Origin of the sequence: Bradyrhizobium niftali (assembly GCF_004571025.1) — a bacterium.
Taxonomy (GTDB): domain Bacteria; phylum Pseudomonadota; class Alphaproteobacteria; order Rhizobiales; family Xanthobacteraceae; genus Bradyrhizobium; species Bradyrhizobium niftali.
This window is the reverse complement of sequence record NZ_SPQT01000008.1, coordinates 19,744-38,138: the sequence shown is the minus strand read 5'-3', so window position 1 is coordinate 38,138 and position 18,395 is coordinate 19,744. Positions and strand designations below refer to the sequence as shown.

Here is an 18,395-nt window from a genome sequence, read left to right as displayed (position 1 = left end):
GCCGGGAGGCCTGCACCGCCGGCGCGCGTTTCTCATTCCACGCATCAAGGTGGGCGCTGCGTTGCATCGGGCCTGAAATCACTCTCTTCCAGGTTTGTGTGTCAGCCTCGCTGACTCAAAAACCGATGATTGATGCCCAATCCCCGTAATTGTGCGGAGCGCGCGCGATACAATTCTGGCGCGAAGCAAGCCCGTATTTACCGTATTCGTCTAGGGTCGCTGCGGTTTCGACGCATGCCCTGGATTGTTTCATGAAAATTCGTCTGTCGCTTTCCTCCGCGATCATTGCTTTCGGCATCGTTCTGGCCATCGGTTTCACGGCCGTGGTCTCCACCAGCCTCTACGCCTTGAAGGAGCTCAAGGTCGGCGGGCCGCTCTATTCCGACATCAAGCTCGGCAACGACCTCATCGCGGACATCCTGCCGCCGCCGGAATATGTCATCGAGGCCTATCTCGAGGCGACCCTCGCCATGCGCGAGCCGGACCTGCTGGCGGCCCATGGCGAGCGCCTGGTCCAGCTCCGCAAGGATTACGACGAGCGCAAGGCATTCTGGATCGCCTCCAGCCTCTCGGCCGACCTGAAGACGGCGCTGGTGTCGAAGTCCGATGCCGAGGTGCAGAAGTTCTGGAAGCTCCTGTCGGACCAGCTCCTGCCGGCCCTCAAGGCCAAGGACATGGCTGCCGCCGAACGCGCCTACGCGCGGCTCAAGGACGCCTACACCGCGCATCGCGCCGTCATCGACAGCATCGTCGAGAGCGCCAACAAGCAGAATGCCGACATGGAGAAGCTGGCCGCGGAGCGCGACAGCTCGATCCTCTACATCCTCCTCGGCGTGACCGCCGCCGTCCTGGCCTTCATTGCCGCCGGGCTGCTCGGCGTTGCCCTCGGCGTGGTGCGCCCGATCGTGCGCATGACGGATACGATGCAAAAGCTCGCGACCGGCGATATCGCCGCCGACATTCCGTTTGCCCACCGTCAGGACGAGGTCGGCTCGATGGCGGGCGCGCTTCTGGTGTTCAAGCAGGCCGCGATCGAGAATACGCGGCTGCGCGAGGAGCAGTTGCAGAAGGAGCAGGAGGCCGCGCTCGCCAAGCGCGGCGCCCTGCACCAGATGGCCGAGACCGTCGAGCGCGAGACCGGGCGCTCGGTCGACACCGCGAGTGCGGCGAGCCAGGGCGTCGAGCGGGCCGTCTCCAGCCTGTCCGAGATCGCGCGATCGCTGTCCTCGGAGTCGCAGGCGGTGGCCGCTGCCTCCACCCAGGCACTCGGCAGCTCCCAGACCGTTTCGGCCGCGGCCGAAGAACTGAGCGCTTCGATCCGCGAGATCGCGGGCCAGGTCGCGCGGACCAGCACGGTCACCCGATCGGCCGTTGCCGGCCGCGAGCAGGCGCGTTCGACCATTCAGGCGCTGGCGGGATCGGTGAAGAAGATTGCCGAGGTCTCCGACCTCATCGGCGGCATCGCCGGCCAGACCAACCTGCTGGCGCTCAACGCCACGATCGAGGCGGCGCGTGCCGGCGAGGCCGGCCGCGGCTTCGCGGTGGTCGCTGCCGAAGTGAAATCCCTGTCCGACCAGACCGCCAAGTCCACCGAGGAGATCGGGCGGCTGATTGCCGAGATCCAGGCCTCGACGCAGGCCGCGGTCGATGCCGTCGAGACGATGGGGGGCCACATCGTCGAGATCGACGGTGTGGCGACCTCGGTTGCCGCCGCGATGGAACAGCAGGACGCCGCGACGCGGGAGATCGCGCGGTCGATTTCCGAATCGGCGTCCGCCGCGAAGGAGGTCTCGGCCAAGATCGGCAATGTCAGCCGCGACGCCGCCTCCGTGAACGAGCGCGCCGCGGAGGTCAGGCAGGCGATCGCCGGCATGGCGTCCAATCTGGAGCAGCTGCGGTCGGTCGTGGTCCGGACCGTGCGCGATTCGACGGCTGCGGCCTGAAGCCGGACGCCGGGTCCCCCGCTGGTGCCCGGGGTTGTGATCGTGCAGGATGGCGCGGGGCAGGGGCATCGTGGCTATGACACATCCACAACTGCCGGCGGTCGTTGAGCCCGCCCAACTGACGGCCGCGCTACGCAGGGGCGGCGTGCTGGACGCTGGCGCCGTCCGCGAGGTGAAGGTGCTGCATCAGCGTGACACCGTCGTGTCACACATCATCCGCCTTGGCCTGCGCTATGTCGGAGAATCCGCCGGTGCCCCGCAATCGCTGATCCTGAAGACTGCCAATTCCGCATTCGCGCAGACGCTGGCAAATGGCGGCCGGCACGAAGTGGCCTTCTACACCCGGCTCGTACCGAAAATGCCGCCGGGACTCGTGCCCCGCTGCTTCGACGGACATTTCGACGAGGACAGCCTCACTTGGCATCTTCTGCTCGAGGACCTCACCGACAGCCACGAAATCGCGACGGCCTGGCCGCTGCCGCCATCGCGCGATCAGGCGGTTGCGATCGTTACGACCCTCGCACGCTGGCACGCGGCGTGGTGGGACCATCCCGGACTTGGCGACACCGCCGGCACCTGGGCGAGCACCGAGGACAGCGCGCAACACATGGAGACGTTTGCGGGCCATTATGACCGCTTCGCCGACCTGCTCGGGGATCGCCTCAGCGAGGAGCGGCGCATCCTCTATCGTCGTCTCATCGATCAGTCGGACCGGCTGTCCCGGCGCTACCATTCACGCCGGCACCTCAGCATCACCCATGGCGACGCCCATATCTGGAATTTCATGCTGCCGCGCGCCGGCGTCGCAGACACCGCGCGCATCTTCGATTTCGATCTGTGGAGTATCAACGTTCCGACCAACGACCTCGCCTATATGATGGCGATGCAATGGTATCCGGAACGCCGGCAGGCGCTCGAACGCTCGCTGCTCAATCTCTACCATGACACGCTGATTGAGAGCGGCATCACCGGCTACACGCGCGGTGCGCTCGATCGCGACTATCGATGGTCGGTGCTCTGGCACATCACCCGGCCGGTCTGGCAGTGGAGCATCAACATCCCGCCGTTGATCTGGTGGAATAATCTGGAGCGCGTGATGATCGCGGTCGAGGATTTGGGCTGCGAGGAATTGTTGGGGTAGGCGACGGAGCGGCAATGGGACGCGACGACCGCCCGACATTCGCCGGGACGACGGCGGAGATTGTGGGTCGCGTGTGCCCCTACTCCATCACCGCATGTTCCGGCCCCGCGGCCTGCTTGCGCAGCGTGGCCTTGGTCGAGCCGATCAACAAAGCGAGCGGGATGGTGCAGAGGATGAAGACCATCACCAGCATATAGTCGTGCGCGAAGGCGATGATCTGCGCCTGCACGCTGACCATCCTGTCGGCCATGGCGCGGCCGGCATCGGTGGAGAGGTTGATGAGGCCGCTGACGTCGGGCATCTGGAGCGCGTGGTTGAACGGGTTGATGTGCTCGGAGAGGATCGCATAGGTCCGGCGCGTTCCCTGCGTCAGCTGGGCGATGACGACGGAAATGCCGACCGAACTCGCGACGTTCCGCATCAGGGTCAGCATCGCGGTACCGTCGGTACGCAGCTCGTTCGACAGCGTCAGGAACGCAACGGTCGAGAGCGGCACGAAGACGAGGCCGAAGCCAAAGCCCTGGATGACGCTGACCGTCACGATCTCCGGCACCTGGGTCAGGTCGGTCCAGCCGGTCATCTGGTAGAGCGAGCCCGCGGTCAGCGTCAGGCCTGAGATGATCAGGGTGCGCGCCTCGAAATAGCGCATCATGCGGCCGACCAGCATCATGGCGAAGAAGGTGCCGAAGCCGCGGCTCGCCAGCAGCAGGCCGGCGGTGATGATGGGGTAGCCGATCACGTTCTGCATGTAGGGCGAGGCCAGCGCCATGGTCGAGAACAGCACCAGCCCCATCACCACCATGAACATGCAGCCGGTGACGAAATTGCGATCCCTGAACAGCGCGAAGCGGATGAACGGCGTCGCGGTCGTGAAGGAGTGCGCGACGAAGAAGTAGAACGCGACGGCGGAGACGATGAACTCCGCGACGATCTCGTTGGATTCGAGCCAGCCCAGTTGCTCGCCGCGGTCGAGCGCGAGCTGAAGCGAGCCGATCGCGACCGCCAGCGCGGCGAAGCCGAACCAGTCGAATTTGAGGCTGATATCCTTCCTGGTCTCGTCCATGAAGACGATCAGCCCGAGCACGGTAATGGCGCCGAACGGCAGATTGACGAAGAACACCCAGTGCCAGGAATAGGTCTCGGTGAGCCAGGCCCCTAGCGAGGGCCCCATGATCGGGCCCATCATCACGCCCATGCCCCAGATCGACATCGCCTTGGCGCGTTCCTGGAGCGTGTAATAGTCGAGCATCACCGACTGCGACAGCGGCACCAGCGCCGCGCCGAACACGCCCTGCAGCAGGCGGAACAGCACCATCTGGTTGATGTCCTGCGCGAGGCCGCACAGCACCGAGGCCATGGTGAAGCCGGCCGAGCAGATGATGAAGATGCGCTTGCGGCCGAAGCGGTTGGCGATCCAGCCCACCGGCGCCGTCATGATCGCGGCGGCGACGATGTAGGAGGTCAGCACCCAGTTGATCTGGTCCTGCGAGGCCGACAGCGTGCCCTGCATGTAGGGCAGGGCGACGTTGGCGATGGTGGTGTCCAGCGCCTGCATGATGGTCGCGGTCATAGCGCAGATCGTCACCATGTTCCGGCGTAGGCCGGGGACCATCAGGCTGGCATTGGGGCCGGACATCGGATCAGTCCTTGTCTTGGTCTTTGGCTTAGTCTTTGTCCTGACCCGCGGTCGCCGACAGGCCGAGCAGGCCGGCGAGCGAGCGCCGATGCCCGGTGTCGATGGTGGCGTAGACGCTCATGCCGGCTTTCAGCTTCCGCACGTATTTGTCGGTCTCGTCGAAATAGATGCGGATCGGCACGCGCTGCACCACCTTGACGAAATTGCCGGTGGCGTTCTGCGGCGGCAGGATCGCGAATTGCGCGCCGGTGCCCGGCGAGAGCGAGCCGATCTTGCCCTTGAAGACGTGGTTCGGGAACGCGTCGACCTCGAGGGTAACAGGCTGGCCTTCGGTGACGTAGGTGAGGTCGCTTTCCTTCGGATTGGCGTCGACCCAGGGATGGGCGATGTCGATGATGGAGAACACCGGCGTGCCGGCGCTGACATAGCGGCCGAGCTGGATCTGCTCGACCTGCGTCGCGACGCCGCTCATCGGCGCCCGCACCACGGCGTGATCGAGATTGCGCTCGGCGTTGTCGAGCTTGGACTTGGCCTGCGCGTAGGGCGGGAATTTCTCCAGCGGCAGGTCGGTATCGCCGAGCAGCTGCGTCTTGGCCGTCGAGACCTGCTGCTTGACGTATTGCGCGATCGAGCCTGACGTGACCAGCGCGTTCGCCGCGTTGTCGAGATCGAGCTGCGAGCCGTAGCTGTTCTTGACCAGCGCCTGCTTGCGCTCGACGTCGCGCTGCTTGAGGTCGACGCCCTGCTGGGCGAGATTAAGCATGTCGCCGTAGATCTTGATGTTGGCGCGGAGATTATCGTAGGTCGACTGCGCCTGCGCGAGCTGCGCCCTGGCCTCGTCCACCGCGAGGCGGAACGGCACGGGATCGATCTCGAACAGCTCATCGCCCTGCTTGACGAGCTGACCTTCCCTCACGACGACCTTCTCGATCTTGCCGGAGATGTCGGGCGTCACCAGCACCTTCTGCGCGCCGACATAGGCGTCATCGGTGCCGACATAGCGGCCGCCATTCAGATAGAAGGCCAAGCCGGCAATGGCGACGACGATCGGCAGCACGACCAGGAGCAGGAAGCGGCGATAACGGCGCAGGCCGGCCACCAGCCGGCGGCGCGGGTCGGTGCCGGCCTTCTTGGTGGGCTTGCCGCTGTCGCTCTTCTGCTCCGGCTGGAATTTCAGGACCTGATCAGCCATAGCGTTGCTCCTTACGCGCTTGTTCCGCTCCGCTGGTCTGGATCGCGTTACGCACGTTTTCTTTGATGGATTCGAGTTGGGTGAGGAGACGGTGAGCGTCCGCCGGATTGATGCCGTCGAGCGCGTTGGCGGTGATTTCCGACCGCAGCCCGCTCATCCGGCCGAGCAGCGTCCGGCCGGCCTTCTTCAGGTACAGGCGTTTGACGCGGCGGTCCGAGGCGTCATTGCGGCGCTCCAGCCAGTCATTGTCGCAGAGCTTGTCGATCAGGCGCGTGAGCGTGATCGGCTGCACCTCGAGGAGCTCGGCGAGTTCCGACTGCTTCATGCCTTCGCTGCGCTCGACCTTGGCCAGCACCGCCCATTGCGCACGGGTGATGCCGAAGCGCGACGCCTCCTTGTCGGCGTAGACGCGCAGCAGGCGGTAGAGCTCGGCGAGCGTAAACAGGAAGTTCTGGTCCACGGGGCCGCGGCTCATGCGCTTTGTCTCCAATAAGCTTGGGATACTATAAGCAAGCTTATGATTTTTTCATGGCGGGTTAGTGCGACGCTGTCCCGCCGGAAAAGCATGGCTGACAGCCGCGCGTGGCCCGGCCTTTGGGTTCCCCAGCCGAAATGCTAGAACGCAAGGCAATGACCCTCGCAAAACCGGCATTTCCCGCGCCCGACCACGATCACGGCCGCTGCACTGCGGACGCGCTGGCGCATGCCGAGGAGGTTTGCGAGCAGCGCGCGCAGAAATTCACGCCGATTCGCCGCCAGGTGCTCGGGGCGCTGCTCTCCAGCCACCGCCCGCTCGGCGCCTATGAGGTGATCGACGAACTCGCCAAGTCGATGCCGCGGCCGGCGCCGATCACGGTCTACCGTGCTCTCGATTTCTTGATGGCGAACGGACTCGTGCACCGCATCGAGAGCCGCAACGCCTATCTCGCCTGCGCCGCCCACGACCACGATGCGACCTCGGCGGTGGCATTCCTGATCTGCGAGCGCTGCGGCCTGGTCGGCGAGATCCCGTCAGCGTCCTTCGCCAAGGATATCAACGCCGCCGCGCGCAGCTCGGGCTTTGCCCCCAAATTGTCCGTGGTCGAGATCACGGGCATCTGCACCCATTGTCAGAAAACCTCTTAATACAACAACGGCACAAAGCCGGATTTCGGGAAGAAATGTCCTCACCTCAAGCCATACCGTCCGCCGGTCGCCCTCTCAGTGCCGGCGCCATCGCCCTGATGCTGATGCTGTGCCTGACCTGGGGCTTCAACCAGATCGCGGTGAAGCTGGTGCTGCCGGACATCCGCCGATGCTCCAGGCGATGATCCGCTCGATGGGTGCGCTGCCGGTGCTGTTCATCATCGGCAGCTTACGTGGCGTCAAATTCTTCGAGAAGGACGGGACCTGGAAGCCCGGCCTGATCGCTGGGCTGATGTTCGGCATCGAGTTCGTGCTGATCTTCCAAGGCCTGCGCCTCACGCCGGCGTCCCGGGCCGTGGTGTTTCTTTACACCGCGCCGTTCTTCGTCGCGCTCGGCTCCTACCAGGTGCTCGGCGAACGGCTCGGCGGCACGCAATGGCTGGGACTCGCGGTGAGCTTTGCCGGCGTCGCGCTCGCCATCGGCGTGCCGCAGCCGGATGTCGATGCCAAGGTGCTGCTCGGCGACCTCATGATCGTCGGCGGTGCCGCGCTGTGGGCGGCAACGACCCTGGTCGCCAAGGGCACGCGGCTGCGCTTCGCCGCGCCGGAGAAGGCGCTGGGCTACCAGGTTGCAACCTCGATCCCGATCCTGGGCCTGGCGGCCTGGCTGTTCGGCGAATCCATCACCCACACGCCGGCGCCGCTGTCCCTCGCCCTGATGGCCTTCCAGGCGATCTGGGTTGTGGGAACCACGTTCACGCTTTGGTTCGCGCTGGTGAAGGCCTATTCGGCCAGCAAATTATCTGCTTTTACCTTCATCACCCCTTTGTTTGGCGTGGTGGGTAGCTATTTCATCATGCACGACACCTTGAGCCTGACGTTCGGGGCCGCCGCGGTCCTTGTAATTGCTGGGCTTTTTCTAGTTAACCGTCCCAGCTCATCGGCTGCGGCGCCGCGCGATGCATTGCTGAACGTCACCAAAACCTGATATTTGGACCCCATGAACAAGCTCGAGAACACCATCGATTCAGACATCGCGGGCCCGGCGCCGCGGCACCGGACCACCCAGGTCAAGGTCGGCGACGTCGCCGTGGGCGGCGGGGCGCCGATCGTCGTGCAGTCGATGACCAACACCGACACCGCCGATATCGACGGCACCATCGCCCAGGTCGCAGCGCTCGCGCGCGCCGGCTCCGAAATGGTCCGCATCACCGTGGACCGCGAGGAGGCTGCAGCCGCCGTCCCGCACATCCGTGACGGCCTCGCCAAGCGCGGCATCACCACGCCCTTGATCGGCGACTTCCATTATATCGGCCACAAGCTGCTCGCAGCCTATCCGGCCTGCGCCGAGGCGCTCGCCAAGTACCGCATCAATCCCGGCAATGTCGGCTTCAAGGACAAGCGCGACACCCAGTTCGCCGACATCATCGAGATCGCGAACAAGAACAACAAGCCGGTGCGCATCGGCGCCAATTGGGGCTCGCTCGACCAGGAGCTGCTGACCAAGCTGATGGACGAGAACGCCGCGTCCGCCAATCCGCGCGACGTGCGCGCGGTGACGCGCGAGGCGATGGTGCAGTCGGCGCTGCTCTCGGCCGCGCGCGCCGAAGAGCTCGGCATGCCGAAGGACCGCATCATCCTCTCCGCAAAGGTCTCGGCGGTGCAGGACCTCATCGCGGTCTACCAGGATCTCGCGTCGCGCTCCGACTACGCCATCCATCTCGGTCTCACCGAGGCCGGCATGGGCTCGAAGGGCATCGTCGCCTCCTCGGCCGCGCTCGGCATCCTGCTGCAGCAGGGCATCGGCGACACCATCCGCATTTCGCTGACGCCGGAGCCCGGCGGCGACCGTACCCGTGAGGTGCAGGTCGGCCAGGAGCTCTTGCAGACCATGGGCTTCCGCACCTTCGTGCCGCTGGTTGCGGCGTGCCCCGGCTGCGGCCGCACCACCTCGACCACGTTCCAGGAGCTGGCGCGCTCGATCCAGGATTTCATCCGCGACGAGATGCCGGCCTGGAAGACGAAATATCCGGGTGTGGAAGAGCTCAACGTCGCGGTGATGGGCTGCATCGTCAACGGCCCCGGCGAATCCAAGCACGCCAATATCGGCATCTCCTTGCCCGGCACCGGTGAAGCGCCGGCCGCGCCTGTCTTCGTCGACGGCAAGAAGTTCCGCACGCTGCGCGGCCCGACCATCTCCGCCGACTTCAAGGCGCTGGTGATCGACTACATCGACCAGCGCTACGGCCAGGGCGCCAAGGTGCCGGTGACGGCGGCGGAGTGATTTCACTCCGCTAGCGCCTCATACTCCGCCGTCGTCCCGGCGAAGGCCGGGACCCATAACCACAGGCCGTGGTTATGGCGCGAGATCGTAGTTCCGAGTCTTCGCCAAATCTAGTTCGGTGGCTATGGGTCCCGGATCTGCGCTTGCGCTTGTCCGGGACGACGGCTGTGTTTGCGGTGCAGATTGCGCATCTGTTACCGCGCGCTACGATGGCCCCAATCAACAACGATCGGGAGACACGCCATGAGCTCACTCGCCGGCAAGCAGGGCCCGCGCTACCGTCACATGGCCGAAGACGGCGCGCCTTACGAAACGATCGCGGTCGAAAAGCTCACACCGATCATCGGCGCTGAAATATCCGGCGTCGACATCGGCACGCTCGTCGATGGCGATGGCCGTTCCAACCGGCAAATGGATGAGGTTCACCGCGCGCTCGCGGAAAACCTCGTGATCTTCTTCCGCGGCCAGCACATCACGCCACAGCAGCATCTCGCCTTCGGCCGCAAGTTCGGCGAGCTGCATTTCCATCCCGCAGCTCCCCACGAGGACGAAGACCCGGCGCTGATGAAGATCTACGCCGACAAGAACTCGCCGCGCGCGAACGGCGAGGGCTGGCACTCCGACGTGTCCTGCGATCTCGAGCCGCCGATGGGCTCGATCCTCTACATCAAGCAGTGTCCGCCGCGCGGCGGCGACACGCTGTTCGCCAACATGTACGCGGCCTATGAGGCGCTGTCGGATCGCATGAAGGCCTATCTCGACGGGCTGACCGCGCTGCATGACGGCGAGCCGATCTATCGCGGGCTCTATGCCAATTACGGCGTCGCCGATCGTCCGTCCTATCCGAACGCGGAGCATCCGGTGGTGCGCACGCACCCGGTGACGGGCAGGAAAGCGCTCTACGTCAACCGCGGCTTCACCCGCCACATCAACGGCATCCCGCGCGACGAGAGCGACGCGATGCTCGCCTATCTCTACCAGCACGCCGAGAACCCGCTGTTCCAGTGCCGCTTCCGCTGGACCGAGAACGCCATCGCCTTCTGGGACAACCGCTGCACCCAGCATCGCGCGATGTGGGACTACTGGCCGCATACGCGCTCGGGCACGCGGGTGACGGTGAAGGGGGAGCGGCCGGTGTAGGCGCCGCTTCTTGCGTTGACGTCCTCCCGCTCCCGCGCCAATCTTCCCAAAAAACAAATCGGGAGGATCCGCAATGCTCCGCGCCGAGGACAACAAATTCCTGACCGAGGTCGGCCCGGGAACGGGCATGGGCGAGCTGTTGCGCCGCTTCTGGATTCCCGTCCTGCTGTCCGAAGAACTGCCCGAGCCCGACAGCGAGCCCAAGAAGATCACCGTGCTCGGCGAGGAGCTGCTCGCCTTCCGCGATTCGCGCGGCGTTGTCGGTGTCATCGATCAATACTGCCCGCATCGCGGCGCCAATCTCTGGCTTGGGCGCGTTGAGGAGTGCGGCATCCGCTGCGTCTATCACGGCTGGAAGTTCGATACCGACGGTCGCTGCGTGGACATGCCGACCTCCTATCCCGATCTCAACGCCAAGGATCTCATCCGCATCAAGTCCTATCCGGTGCGCGAATGGGGAGAGATGATCTGGGCCTATATGGGCCCAGCGGACGCCATGCCCGAGCTGCCCGATCTCGAAATGGCGCTGCTGCCGGCCTCGCATCGTTACGTCAGCAAGAAATGGCAGGACTGCAACTGGGTGCAGGCGCTGGAGGGCTCGATCGACACCGCGCATTTCACCTTCGCCCATCTCTCCTTCGACAAGGAGGAGAACGAGATTCTGGACATCAAGAAGCACTTTGTGAATCCGCTTGTCCGCGTCAGCACCGATCACATGCGCTGGATCGCCGAGGATCCGCGCCCCGTGATCAAGGTCAGTCCGCATGAAGCGGGACTGACGATCGCCGGTGGCCGGCTCACCGGCAGCGACAACATCTATTGGCGGATCGCGCAGTTCCTGATGCCGTTCCACGCCTATGCGCCGAGCGCGATGCCGGGTGAGAACATCTTCGGCCAGACCTTCGTGCCCGTCACCGACACCAATTGCTGGATCTACACCTATGCCTGGAATCCCGTGCGGCCGCTGACGCAAGCCGAACGCGACGCGTTCGATCGCGGCAACGGCGTGATCGCGGAGGTCGACGACAATTACGTGCCACTGCGCCACAAGGGGAACGATTATCTGATCGACCGCAAGCTCCAGAAGACCATGAGCTACACCGGCATCAAGGGCGTCTCCGAGCAGGACGCCGCCGTGCAGGACAGCCAGGGCCCGATCGCCGACCGTACCCGGGAGCATCTCGGCCCGACCGATCTCGGCATCATGCATTTCCGGAAAGTCGTGATGGAGCTGGCGCGCGCGCTTCAGCAGGGCGAGCCGCCGCCGCAGGCCGCACACCAGGATCGCTACGCGGTGCGCTCCGGCGCCTGCGTCACCAGCAGGGCCAAGGACCTGCCGGCGGTGATGCTGGAACGTTTTGGCGATGTCGCAGGCTTCGTCGGCCGTCCCAAGGTCGCAGCAGCGGAGTAGCGCTTGGGGCAGTTGCGCAGCATCATCGCCGGATTGGTCGCGTCGACCCTGCTGTCGTCGCTGGCCCCCGTTGAGCGCGGACATGCCGCTGCCGCGCGAACGATGGCGAAGCCCGGGCCCAAGTCCAAGCCGAAGCCGCCGGCGCCATCGGCCAGATGTGAGATGCCGAAATTCCGGATCGTCGTGGATGTCGGGCACACCCCGGACTCCTACGGCGCGCTGAGCGCGCGCAATGATCCGGAGTTCGGCTTCAACTTCCGGCTCGGAACGCTGATCACGGCGAAACTCAGGGACCAGGGCTTTGCCGCAACCCGCCTGCTCGTTACGGACGGCAAGGCGCGGCCGAGCCTGTTCAAGCGCGTCAGTGCCGCGAATGACGGCCGGGCCGATCTCCTGCTGTCGATCCATCACGACTCGGTGCCGGACAAGCTGCTCGAGACCTGGGAATTCGACGGCGCGATGAGTTATTTCAGCGATCGGTTTTCAGGCTATTCGCTGTTCGTATCCGAACGCAATTCGCACTTCGCCACCAGCCTGTTGCTGGCCCGGATGATCGGGCGGCAGTTGAAAGAGCAGGGCCTGCACTATGCCAGCCAATACACATTGCCGGTGATGGGCCGCTACCGGCGCCAATTGCTCGACAAGGATCTCGGTGTCTACCGCTATGACGGGCTCGTCGTGCTGTCGCGAACGAGAAGTGCCGCGGTGCTGCTCGAAGCCGGCTCGATCATCAACCGCGACGAGGAAATGGCGATGAACTCCCTGGAGCGGCAGGAGATGATCGCGGGAGCTGTCGCGGCCGCGATGGGGGAGTTTTGCGTGAGGCGGTAGCTTGACGAGAAGCTACAGCGGCACGCCCCGATACTCACGGTTCGCCAAGCTCGCCTCTTCCAGATCCAGATCGCGCTCGATCCGGCGCCGCGTCTCGTCGGTGATCTGGCCGTCGCGCAGGAGGTCGTGGATGAATTTGCGTTCGGCGACGATCAGCTCGCGGGTCAGCGCGGTGCCGGCGGCGGAGACGTCGTGGTGCGCGGGATCGAGGGAATCGGGAAGCTGGTTGGCGCGGATCTCGTGGCGGGCGCGCAGAAGCCTCATCACTTCATCCGAGACCTCCTTTCCTTCGGCCAGAGCGTCGAGCGACTTCAGCGCGGCGTCGAGCGCCTGGCGCCGCGCGGTGATCTCGGCCTCATGCTCGGCGACATGCTCGTTGCGGCCGGCTTCAGCGACGCCGAGCCAGCGCACCACCGGCGGCAGCGTCAGTCCGACGCCGATCAGCGTGACGAAGATGACGCCGAAGGCGACGAACAGGATCAGGTCGCGATACGGAAAGGCCTCGCCGCCCGGCAGGGTGAACGGCAGCGCCAGCGCCGCCGCCAGCGACACCGCGCCGCGCACGCCGGTGAAGGCGAGCACGAACGGCCATTGCCATGGCGGCGACGGATCGCGCTTGCGCAATGATTTGGAGAAGATCCGCGGCAGATAAGTCGCGGGATAGAGCCAGGCGAAGCGCGCGGTCACAATGATCATCAGCACGACGGCGGTCGCGATGAGGATGTCGTCGAGCGGGAACGCCTTCGATTTCTCGTAGAGCGCGCGCATCTGGAAGCCGGTGAGCAGGAACAGCAAGCCCTCGATCAGATAGATGATGAGGTCCCAGAAGAAGATGCCTTGCAGGCGCGTCGCCGAGGAGATCAGCAGCGGGCCGTTCCAGCTCACATAGAGCCCGCAGGCGACGGTGGCGATCACGCCGGAGCCGCCGACATGCTCGGGCAGCCAGTAGGAGACGTAAGGTGTGATCAGCGACAGCGTGAGCTCGACCTGCTGATCCTTCGCCCATTTGCGGAAGCGCAGCGAGAGCCAGCCGACGCCGATGCCGAAGGCGATCTCGCCGGCGACGATGAGGGCAAACTCGCCGGCCGCCAGCGGCAGCGATAAATGGCCGACCATGATGGCGGCGAGCGCGAAGCGGTAGAGGATCAGTGCGGTGGCGTCATTCGCGAGCCCTTCGCCTTCGAGTATGACCAGGAGGCGGCGCGGTATGTTGAGCCGTCGCGCGATCGCGAGCGGCGCCACCACGTCGGGCGGCGCGACGATGGCCCCGAGCAGGAAGCCGATGGTCCATGGTAGGCCGATCAAATAATGCGTGGCGGCCGCCACCATCGCCGCGGTGAAGATCACCGCGCCGACCGCGAGCAGCACAATTGGGCGCAGATTGTTCCGGAACTCGCGCCAGCTCATGGCGACGCTGGCCGAGTAGATCAGCGGCGGCAGCACCATCAGCAGCACCAGCTCCGGCGGCAGTTCCACCGGCGGCATGCCCGGCACGAAGGCGAGGCCGACGCCGGACAGCATCAGCAAGATCGCAGGCGCGATGTTGAAACGGCGGGCGACGAGCGCGGTGCCCGCCAGCACGGCGAGCAGGATGAGGAAGGTCTGGAATTTCGCTGCGATCATGGCCTGTCTTCGCCCGGAAGCGGCCAAGAGGTCAATGCGGTGGCATTACGCCAGGCGCCCTGCCACCATGCGTCCGATGCGCGCGAACGCGGCCTCGATCTGCGGGGCAGTCGGCGAGCCGCCCTGGGTGTAGGCCGCGATCAGGATCGGCGTGTCCGGCGTGGTCCAGGCGACCGCGATATCGCCCGATGCGTCCTCGCCGTTGTTGCCGGTCTTGTCGCCGATGGTCCAGCTTGCGGGCAGGCCACCGCGCAGCCGGTTCGCACCGGTCTTGCAGCCCACCATCCATTCGGTGAGCTGGGCACGCGATGCCGGCGACAGCGCTTCGCCCGTCACCAGCCGCCGCAGATTGCCGGCCATCGCTGCCGGCGTCGTGGTGTCGTGGGGATCGCCGGGCGCGGAGCGATTGACCTCAGGCTCGTTGTGGTCGATCCGTGAGGTGGTGTCACCAAGCGATCGCCAGAACGCGGTGAGGGCGGCCGGCCCGCCGATCCGCGCCAGCAGCAGATTGGCGCAGGTGTTGTCGCTGAGCTCGACGATCGCCTTGCACATCTCGGCGACCGACATCTTGCCGGCCGCGAGATTTTGCTTGGCAACCGGCGCATAGCTCAGCAGGTCGGCCTGGCCGTAAGGGATCATGGCCGCGAGCTGCTCCTGGCCGCGATCGACCCGCGCCAGCACGCAGGCCGCAAGTGAGGCCTTGAACGTCGAGCACATGACGAACCGCTCGTCGGCGCGCCAGGCGATCTTCGCGCCGGTCGCAAGGTTCTCCGCGTAGAGTCCGATCCGTCCGCCGCTTTCGCGCTCATAGGCCTCGAGCTCAGGCGGCGCGCCGGCGGCAAGCGCGGGAGAAGCGGCCATCCAGCACAGCGAGGCGAGCAGGGAGCGGCGGTCGAGATGCATGGGGGACCTTCATTGATGTAAACGGCTGGAGCGCGAAAAGTGCAGCCACAAGCAAACTGCACTCCCTCCCCCCTTGCGGGGGAGGGCAGGGGAGGGGGGTAGCCCAGGAAGAGGTTTATCCATCGCGACAGAGATTGTCGCTTCACGCACGCAGAAATCGATAGAGCACGCCGTGTGGCACCCCCTCCCTAACCCTCCCCCGCAAGGGGGGAGGGAACGCAGTGTACGATGTCTCTACACCGTCATTGCGAAGGGCGTCCCCTCACTCCCTCAGGTCATACCGGTACGATTTCGATACAATCTGCCAGCCGTCGGCGAGCTTCATCGCCACCAGGTAGTCGGTGAAGAACCGTGGCGGCAGCTGGCACCGGACCTTGATGAAGGCGGTCTTGTCGTCCGAACGGTCGATGGTGACGATGAAATCCTCGCGCGGCTTGCCTTCGGCCTTGCCGGAGGGACGCTTGCGCACGCGGTCGAGCCAATCCGGCACGGTCAGTACCTGTAATTCACCCTTCTCGACCCAGCGCAGATCGGCGGAGGGATGGAAGATGGCGCCGAGTTTGTCGGCATCGCCCTCGTAGAGTCCGTCAAAATAGCTTTGCACGACGGCTTCGACGCTCGAACGATTCTGGCTCATGGGTCATTCCTTTGAATGATGGCTTGGGGGAATTTAGTCGTACGCATCAAAATGCGCTATGGGTGTGTCAGCCATTTGCGCGCAGGCGTTGCCATGACCGGATCAGAAAACTCGAACGCTCGTATTCTCACCGGCGAATGCTACTGCCGCGCCGTGCGCTACGAGGTAGCGGACCAATTCTCTTACGCAATGAACTGCCACTGTTCGAACTGCCGTCGCACCACCGGCTCCGCTTTCAAGCCGTTCGCCGGCATTCCGCAAGAGAAGCTCCGCATCGTCCGGGGTGACGACCAGCGGATCATTTTCGGGGACGACACCACCCATGACGCCCACTGCGCCCGTTGCGGCTCGCTGCTTTATTCCCGGGTGCGCGACGGAAAATGGGTCCATGTCGCCATGGGAACCCTGGTCGATGCCCCCTCGATCCGGCCCAGCGCCCATATTTTCGTCGGCTCGAAGGCGCCCTGGCATGAGATTACGGACAATCTGCCGCAATACCGGGGGCACGTCGGGGATGGATGAGGGAACCAGCCCACGCCTCAGCGAACCGCGACGGCGCTGGCGCGACAAACCCGAGGGGGCATCCCGTCTGTCCTCAGCGCCGCCTTCGTGACCTCCATCACAAGCACAGCCTACAAGAACGATCCCAAAGGGCTCGAGTGGTCCTGAACTTTCGGAAGTCGTGTCATGCGCAATTTGCTCAGACTTTGCCCGCTTCTCCTCGCCCTCGCGCTGCTGTTCGGCGCCGAACCTGCTTTCGCCGGAAAGCGCGTGGCGTTGGTGCTGGCCAATTCGGCCTATCAGCATGCGCCGTCGCTCACCAACCCTGTCAATGACGGTTCGGTGATGGCGAAGACACTGAAGGATGCCGGTTTCGACACCGTCGATTACCGGCACGATTTGTCGGCCCTGGATACGCGGCGCGTGCTGCGCGACTTCGCGGACGCGACCCGCGATGCCGACATCGCCGTGGTCTACTACGCCGGTCACGGCATCGAGGTCGAAGGCTCCAATTATCTGATCCCCGTTGACGCCAAGCTCGAGCGCGATACCGACGTCTATGACGAGGCACTCTCGCTCGACCGCGTCCTGGTCGCCGTCGAACCCGCCAAGCTGCTCCGCCTGGTGATCCTGGATGCCTGCCGCGACAACCCGTTCGGCAAGACCATGAAGCGCACGGTGGCCTCGCGCGGCATCGGCCGGGGCCTCGCCCAGGTCGAGCCGACCAGTCCCAACACGCTGATTGCCTATTCGGCCAAGGCCGGCTTCACGGCACAGGACGGCGACGGCGCCAACAGCCCGTTTACGGTTGCGCTGTCGAAGCACCTGACGACGCCGGGCCTCGATGTCCGGCGCGCCTTCGGCTTCGTGCGCGACGACGTGCTCAAGTCGACCGGCAACAAGCAGGAGCCGTTCGTCTATGGCTCGCTCGGCGGCGACGATGTCCCGCTGGTGCCGGTCAAGGTGGTGGCTGCAGCGGCGCCCGTGGCGAACCCGCAGGCCGACATCCGCCGCGACTACGAGCTCGCGCTCCAGGTCGGCAACAGGGCGGCATGGGATGCCTTCCTCGCTCAGCATCCCGACGGCTTCTATTCCAGCCTCGCCAAGCTCCAGCTCGAGAAGATCGGCGCCGAGCAGGCTCATGCGGCGGCGATCGAGAAGGCCAAGCAGGCCGAGGCCGAGCGCGACCGTCTTGCCGCCCTCGGTGCGCAGAAGGATGCGCAGGCCAAGGCTGCGGCCGACGCGAAGGCCGCCGAGCAGGCGCAGCTTGCCGCCCAGAAGGCGAAGGAACAGGCGCAGCAGCAGGCGGCCGCCGCCGAGCAGCAGCGCGTCAACCTTGCCGCCACGGCCCCGGGCGCTGCGCCGGCCAGCACGGCGAGCCCGGCCGGCATCAACGTCGCGTCACTGACGCCCGCGACTGCGCCGGCCGATCTCAGCCGCTCGGTGCAGACCGAGCTCGGCCGCGTCGGCTGCTTCTCGGGGCAGGCCGACGGCAATTGGAATAACTCCTCGCAGCGGTCGCTGTCGCAGTTCAACCGCTATGCCGGCACCAAGCTCGACGTGAAGGTGGCGAGCACCGATGCGCTCGATGCGGTCAAGTCAAAACCGTCGCGCGTCTGCCCGCTGGTCTGCGAGCACGGCTTCAAGGCCGACGGCGACAAATGCAGCAAGGTCGTCTGTCGTGACGGCTATGCGGTCAACGACGACAATGAGTGCGAGAAGCAGCGTGCCTCCAAGCCCGCAACGGCCAAGCCGACGACGGCCAAGCGCGACGACGGCGATGAGCGTCCCGCACGGCAGGGTCGTCAGTCCGGCGGCGCGTCTGCTGGTGCGGCGGGCGGCTATGGTGCCGCTGCAGCGGCCGGCGCGGGTCGCGCCTCGGGCGGCGGCGGTCGGATTTTCTGCAACGATCTCCTCTGCCGGCCGGTCAGGCCCGGCTGCCGCCTCGTATATCGCGGTGGCGGCGGCCCCCACGTTGATGCCAATGCCGAGGTCTGCAACTGAGAAGGCTACTGCTTCCCGACATCG

Annotated in this window: 15 protein-coding genes and 1 pseudogene; 10 read left to right on the top strand and 6 right to left on the bottom strand. The window is 65.3% G+C overall.

Annotation, left to right across the window (positions count from 1 at the left end):
• Positions 1–251: 251 nt before the first annotated feature.
• Positions 252–1,943, top strand: coding sequence for a methyl-accepting chemotaxis protein (locus E4K65_RS16290; RefSeq protein WP_135175047.1), 1,692 nt, complete (start codon positions 252–254; stop codon positions 1,941–1,943).
• Between the two features lie 49 nt (positions 1,944–1,992).
• Positions 1,993–3,084 carry a phosphotransferase gene (locus E4K65_RS16285; RefSeq protein WP_135175046.1) on the top strand — a complete coding sequence of 364 codons (1,092 nt, stop codon included), beginning with the start codon at positions 1,993–1,995 and terminating at the stop codon, positions 3,082–3,084.
• A gap of 79 nt (positions 3,085–3,163) precedes the next feature.
• On the opposite strand, the gene E4K65_RS16280 is transcribed toward E4K65_RS16285, so the two are convergent.
• From E4K65_RS16280 to E4K65_RS16270, 3 genes are read right to left on the bottom strand one after another with little or no spacing between them, the layout of a single operon-like run.
• The gene (locus tag E4K65_RS16280; protein WP_135175045.1) at positions 3,164–4,720 is read right to left on the bottom strand and encodes an MDR family MFS transporter; all 1,557 of its coding nucleotides are present in this window, start codon (positions 4,718–4,720) and stop codon (positions 3,164–3,166) included.
• A gap of 28 nt (positions 4,721–4,748) precedes the next feature.
• Positions 4,749–5,912: an HlyD family secretion protein gene (locus tag E4K65_RS16275; RefSeq protein ID WP_135175044.1), complete on the bottom strand. Its 1,164-nt coding sequence runs from the start codon at positions 5,910–5,912 to the stop codon at positions 4,749–4,751.
• A complete protein-coding gene (locus tag E4K65_RS16270; RefSeq protein ID WP_092187000.1) occupies positions 5,905–6,387 on the bottom strand; it encodes a MarR family winged helix-turn-helix transcriptional regulator in 483 nt (160 codons plus the stop codon). Before E4K65_RS16270 ends, E4K65_RS16275 begins: the two co-directional genes overlap by 8 nt.
• Positions 6,388–6,542: 155 nt before the next feature.
• Between E4K65_RS16270 and E4K65_RS16265 the strand changes: the two genes are divergently transcribed.
• The 6 genes and pseudogenes from E4K65_RS16265 (at position 6,543) to E4K65_RS16240 (ending at position 12,703) form a co-directional block, all read left to right on the top strand.
• Positions 6,543–7,037, top strand: coding sequence for a Fur family transcriptional regulator (locus E4K65_RS16265; RefSeq protein WP_135175043.1), 495 nt, complete (start codon positions 6,543–6,545; stop codon positions 7,035–7,037).
• A gap of 35 nt (positions 7,038–7,072) precedes the next feature.
• A pseudogene (locus E4K65_RS16260) lies at positions 7,073–8,025 on the top strand (DMT family transporter).
• Positions 8,026–8,037: 12 nt separating this feature from the next.
• Positions 8,038–9,321, top strand: a complete 1,284-nt coding sequence (gene ispG / locus E4K65_RS16255; protein WP_092186217.1) for a flavodoxin-dependent (E)-4-hydroxy-3-methylbut-2-enyl-diphosphate synthase — start codon at positions 8,038–8,040, stop codon at positions 9,319–9,321.
• Between the two features lie 243 nt (positions 9,322–9,564).
• The gene (locus tag E4K65_RS16250) at positions 9,565–10,461 is read left to right on the top strand and encodes a TauD/TfdA dioxygenase family protein (RefSeq protein ID WP_135175042.1); all 897 of its coding nucleotides are present in this window, start codon (positions 9,565–9,567) and stop codon (positions 10,459–10,461) included.
• Positions 10,462–10,534: 73 nt separating this feature from the next.
• A complete protein-coding gene (locus E4K65_RS16245) occupies positions 10,535–11,872 on the top strand; it encodes a Rieske 2Fe-2S domain-containing protein (protein ID WP_135175041.1) in 1,338 nt (445 codons plus the stop codon).
• A 3-nt stretch (positions 11,873–11,875) separates the two neighbouring features.
• Positions 11,876–12,703, top strand: a complete 828-nt coding sequence (locus E4K65_RS16240; RefSeq protein WP_167770860.1) for an N-acetylmuramoyl-L-alanine amidase — start codon at positions 11,876–11,878, stop codon at positions 12,701–12,703.
• 12 nt (positions 12,704–12,715) lie between these two features.
• On the opposite strand, the gene E4K65_RS16235 is transcribed toward E4K65_RS16240, so the two are convergent.
• From E4K65_RS16235 to E4K65_RS16225, 3 genes are all read right to left on the bottom strand, one after another.
• Positions 12,716–14,326 carry a Na+/H+ antiporter gene (locus E4K65_RS16235; protein ID WP_135175040.1) on the bottom strand — a complete coding sequence of 537 codons (1,611 nt, stop codon included), beginning with the start codon at positions 14,324–14,326 and terminating at the stop codon, positions 12,716–12,718.
• Positions 14,327–14,371: 45 nt separating this feature from the next.
• The gene (gene bla / locus E4K65_RS16230) at positions 14,372–15,229 is read right to left on the bottom strand and encodes a class A beta-lactamase (protein WP_135175039.1); all 858 of its coding nucleotides are present in this window, start codon (positions 15,227–15,229) and stop codon (positions 14,372–14,374) included.
• 262 nt (positions 15,230–15,491) lie between these two features.
• The gene (locus E4K65_RS16225) at positions 15,492–15,866 is read right to left on the bottom strand and encodes a nuclear transport factor 2 family protein (RefSeq protein WP_027542171.1); all 375 of its coding nucleotides are present in this window, start codon (positions 15,864–15,866) and stop codon (positions 15,492–15,494) included.
• 93 nt (positions 15,867–15,959) lie between these two features.
• Between E4K65_RS16225 and E4K65_RS16220 the strand changes: the two genes are divergently transcribed.
• Both E4K65_RS16220 and E4K65_RS16215 read left to right on the top strand, forming a co-directional pair.
• Positions 15,960–16,388: a GFA family protein gene (locus tag E4K65_RS16220; RefSeq protein ID WP_167770859.1), complete on the top strand. Its 429-nt coding sequence runs from the start codon at positions 15,960–15,962 to the stop codon at positions 16,386–16,388.
• A 165-nt stretch (positions 16,389–16,553) separates the two neighbouring features.
• On the top strand, positions 16,554–18,371 hold the full coding sequence (locus tag E4K65_RS16215; protein ID WP_135175038.1) for a caspase family protein: 1,818 nt from the start codon (positions 16,554–16,556) through the stop codon (positions 18,369–18,371).
• Positions 18,372–18,395: the final 24 nt, after the last annotated feature.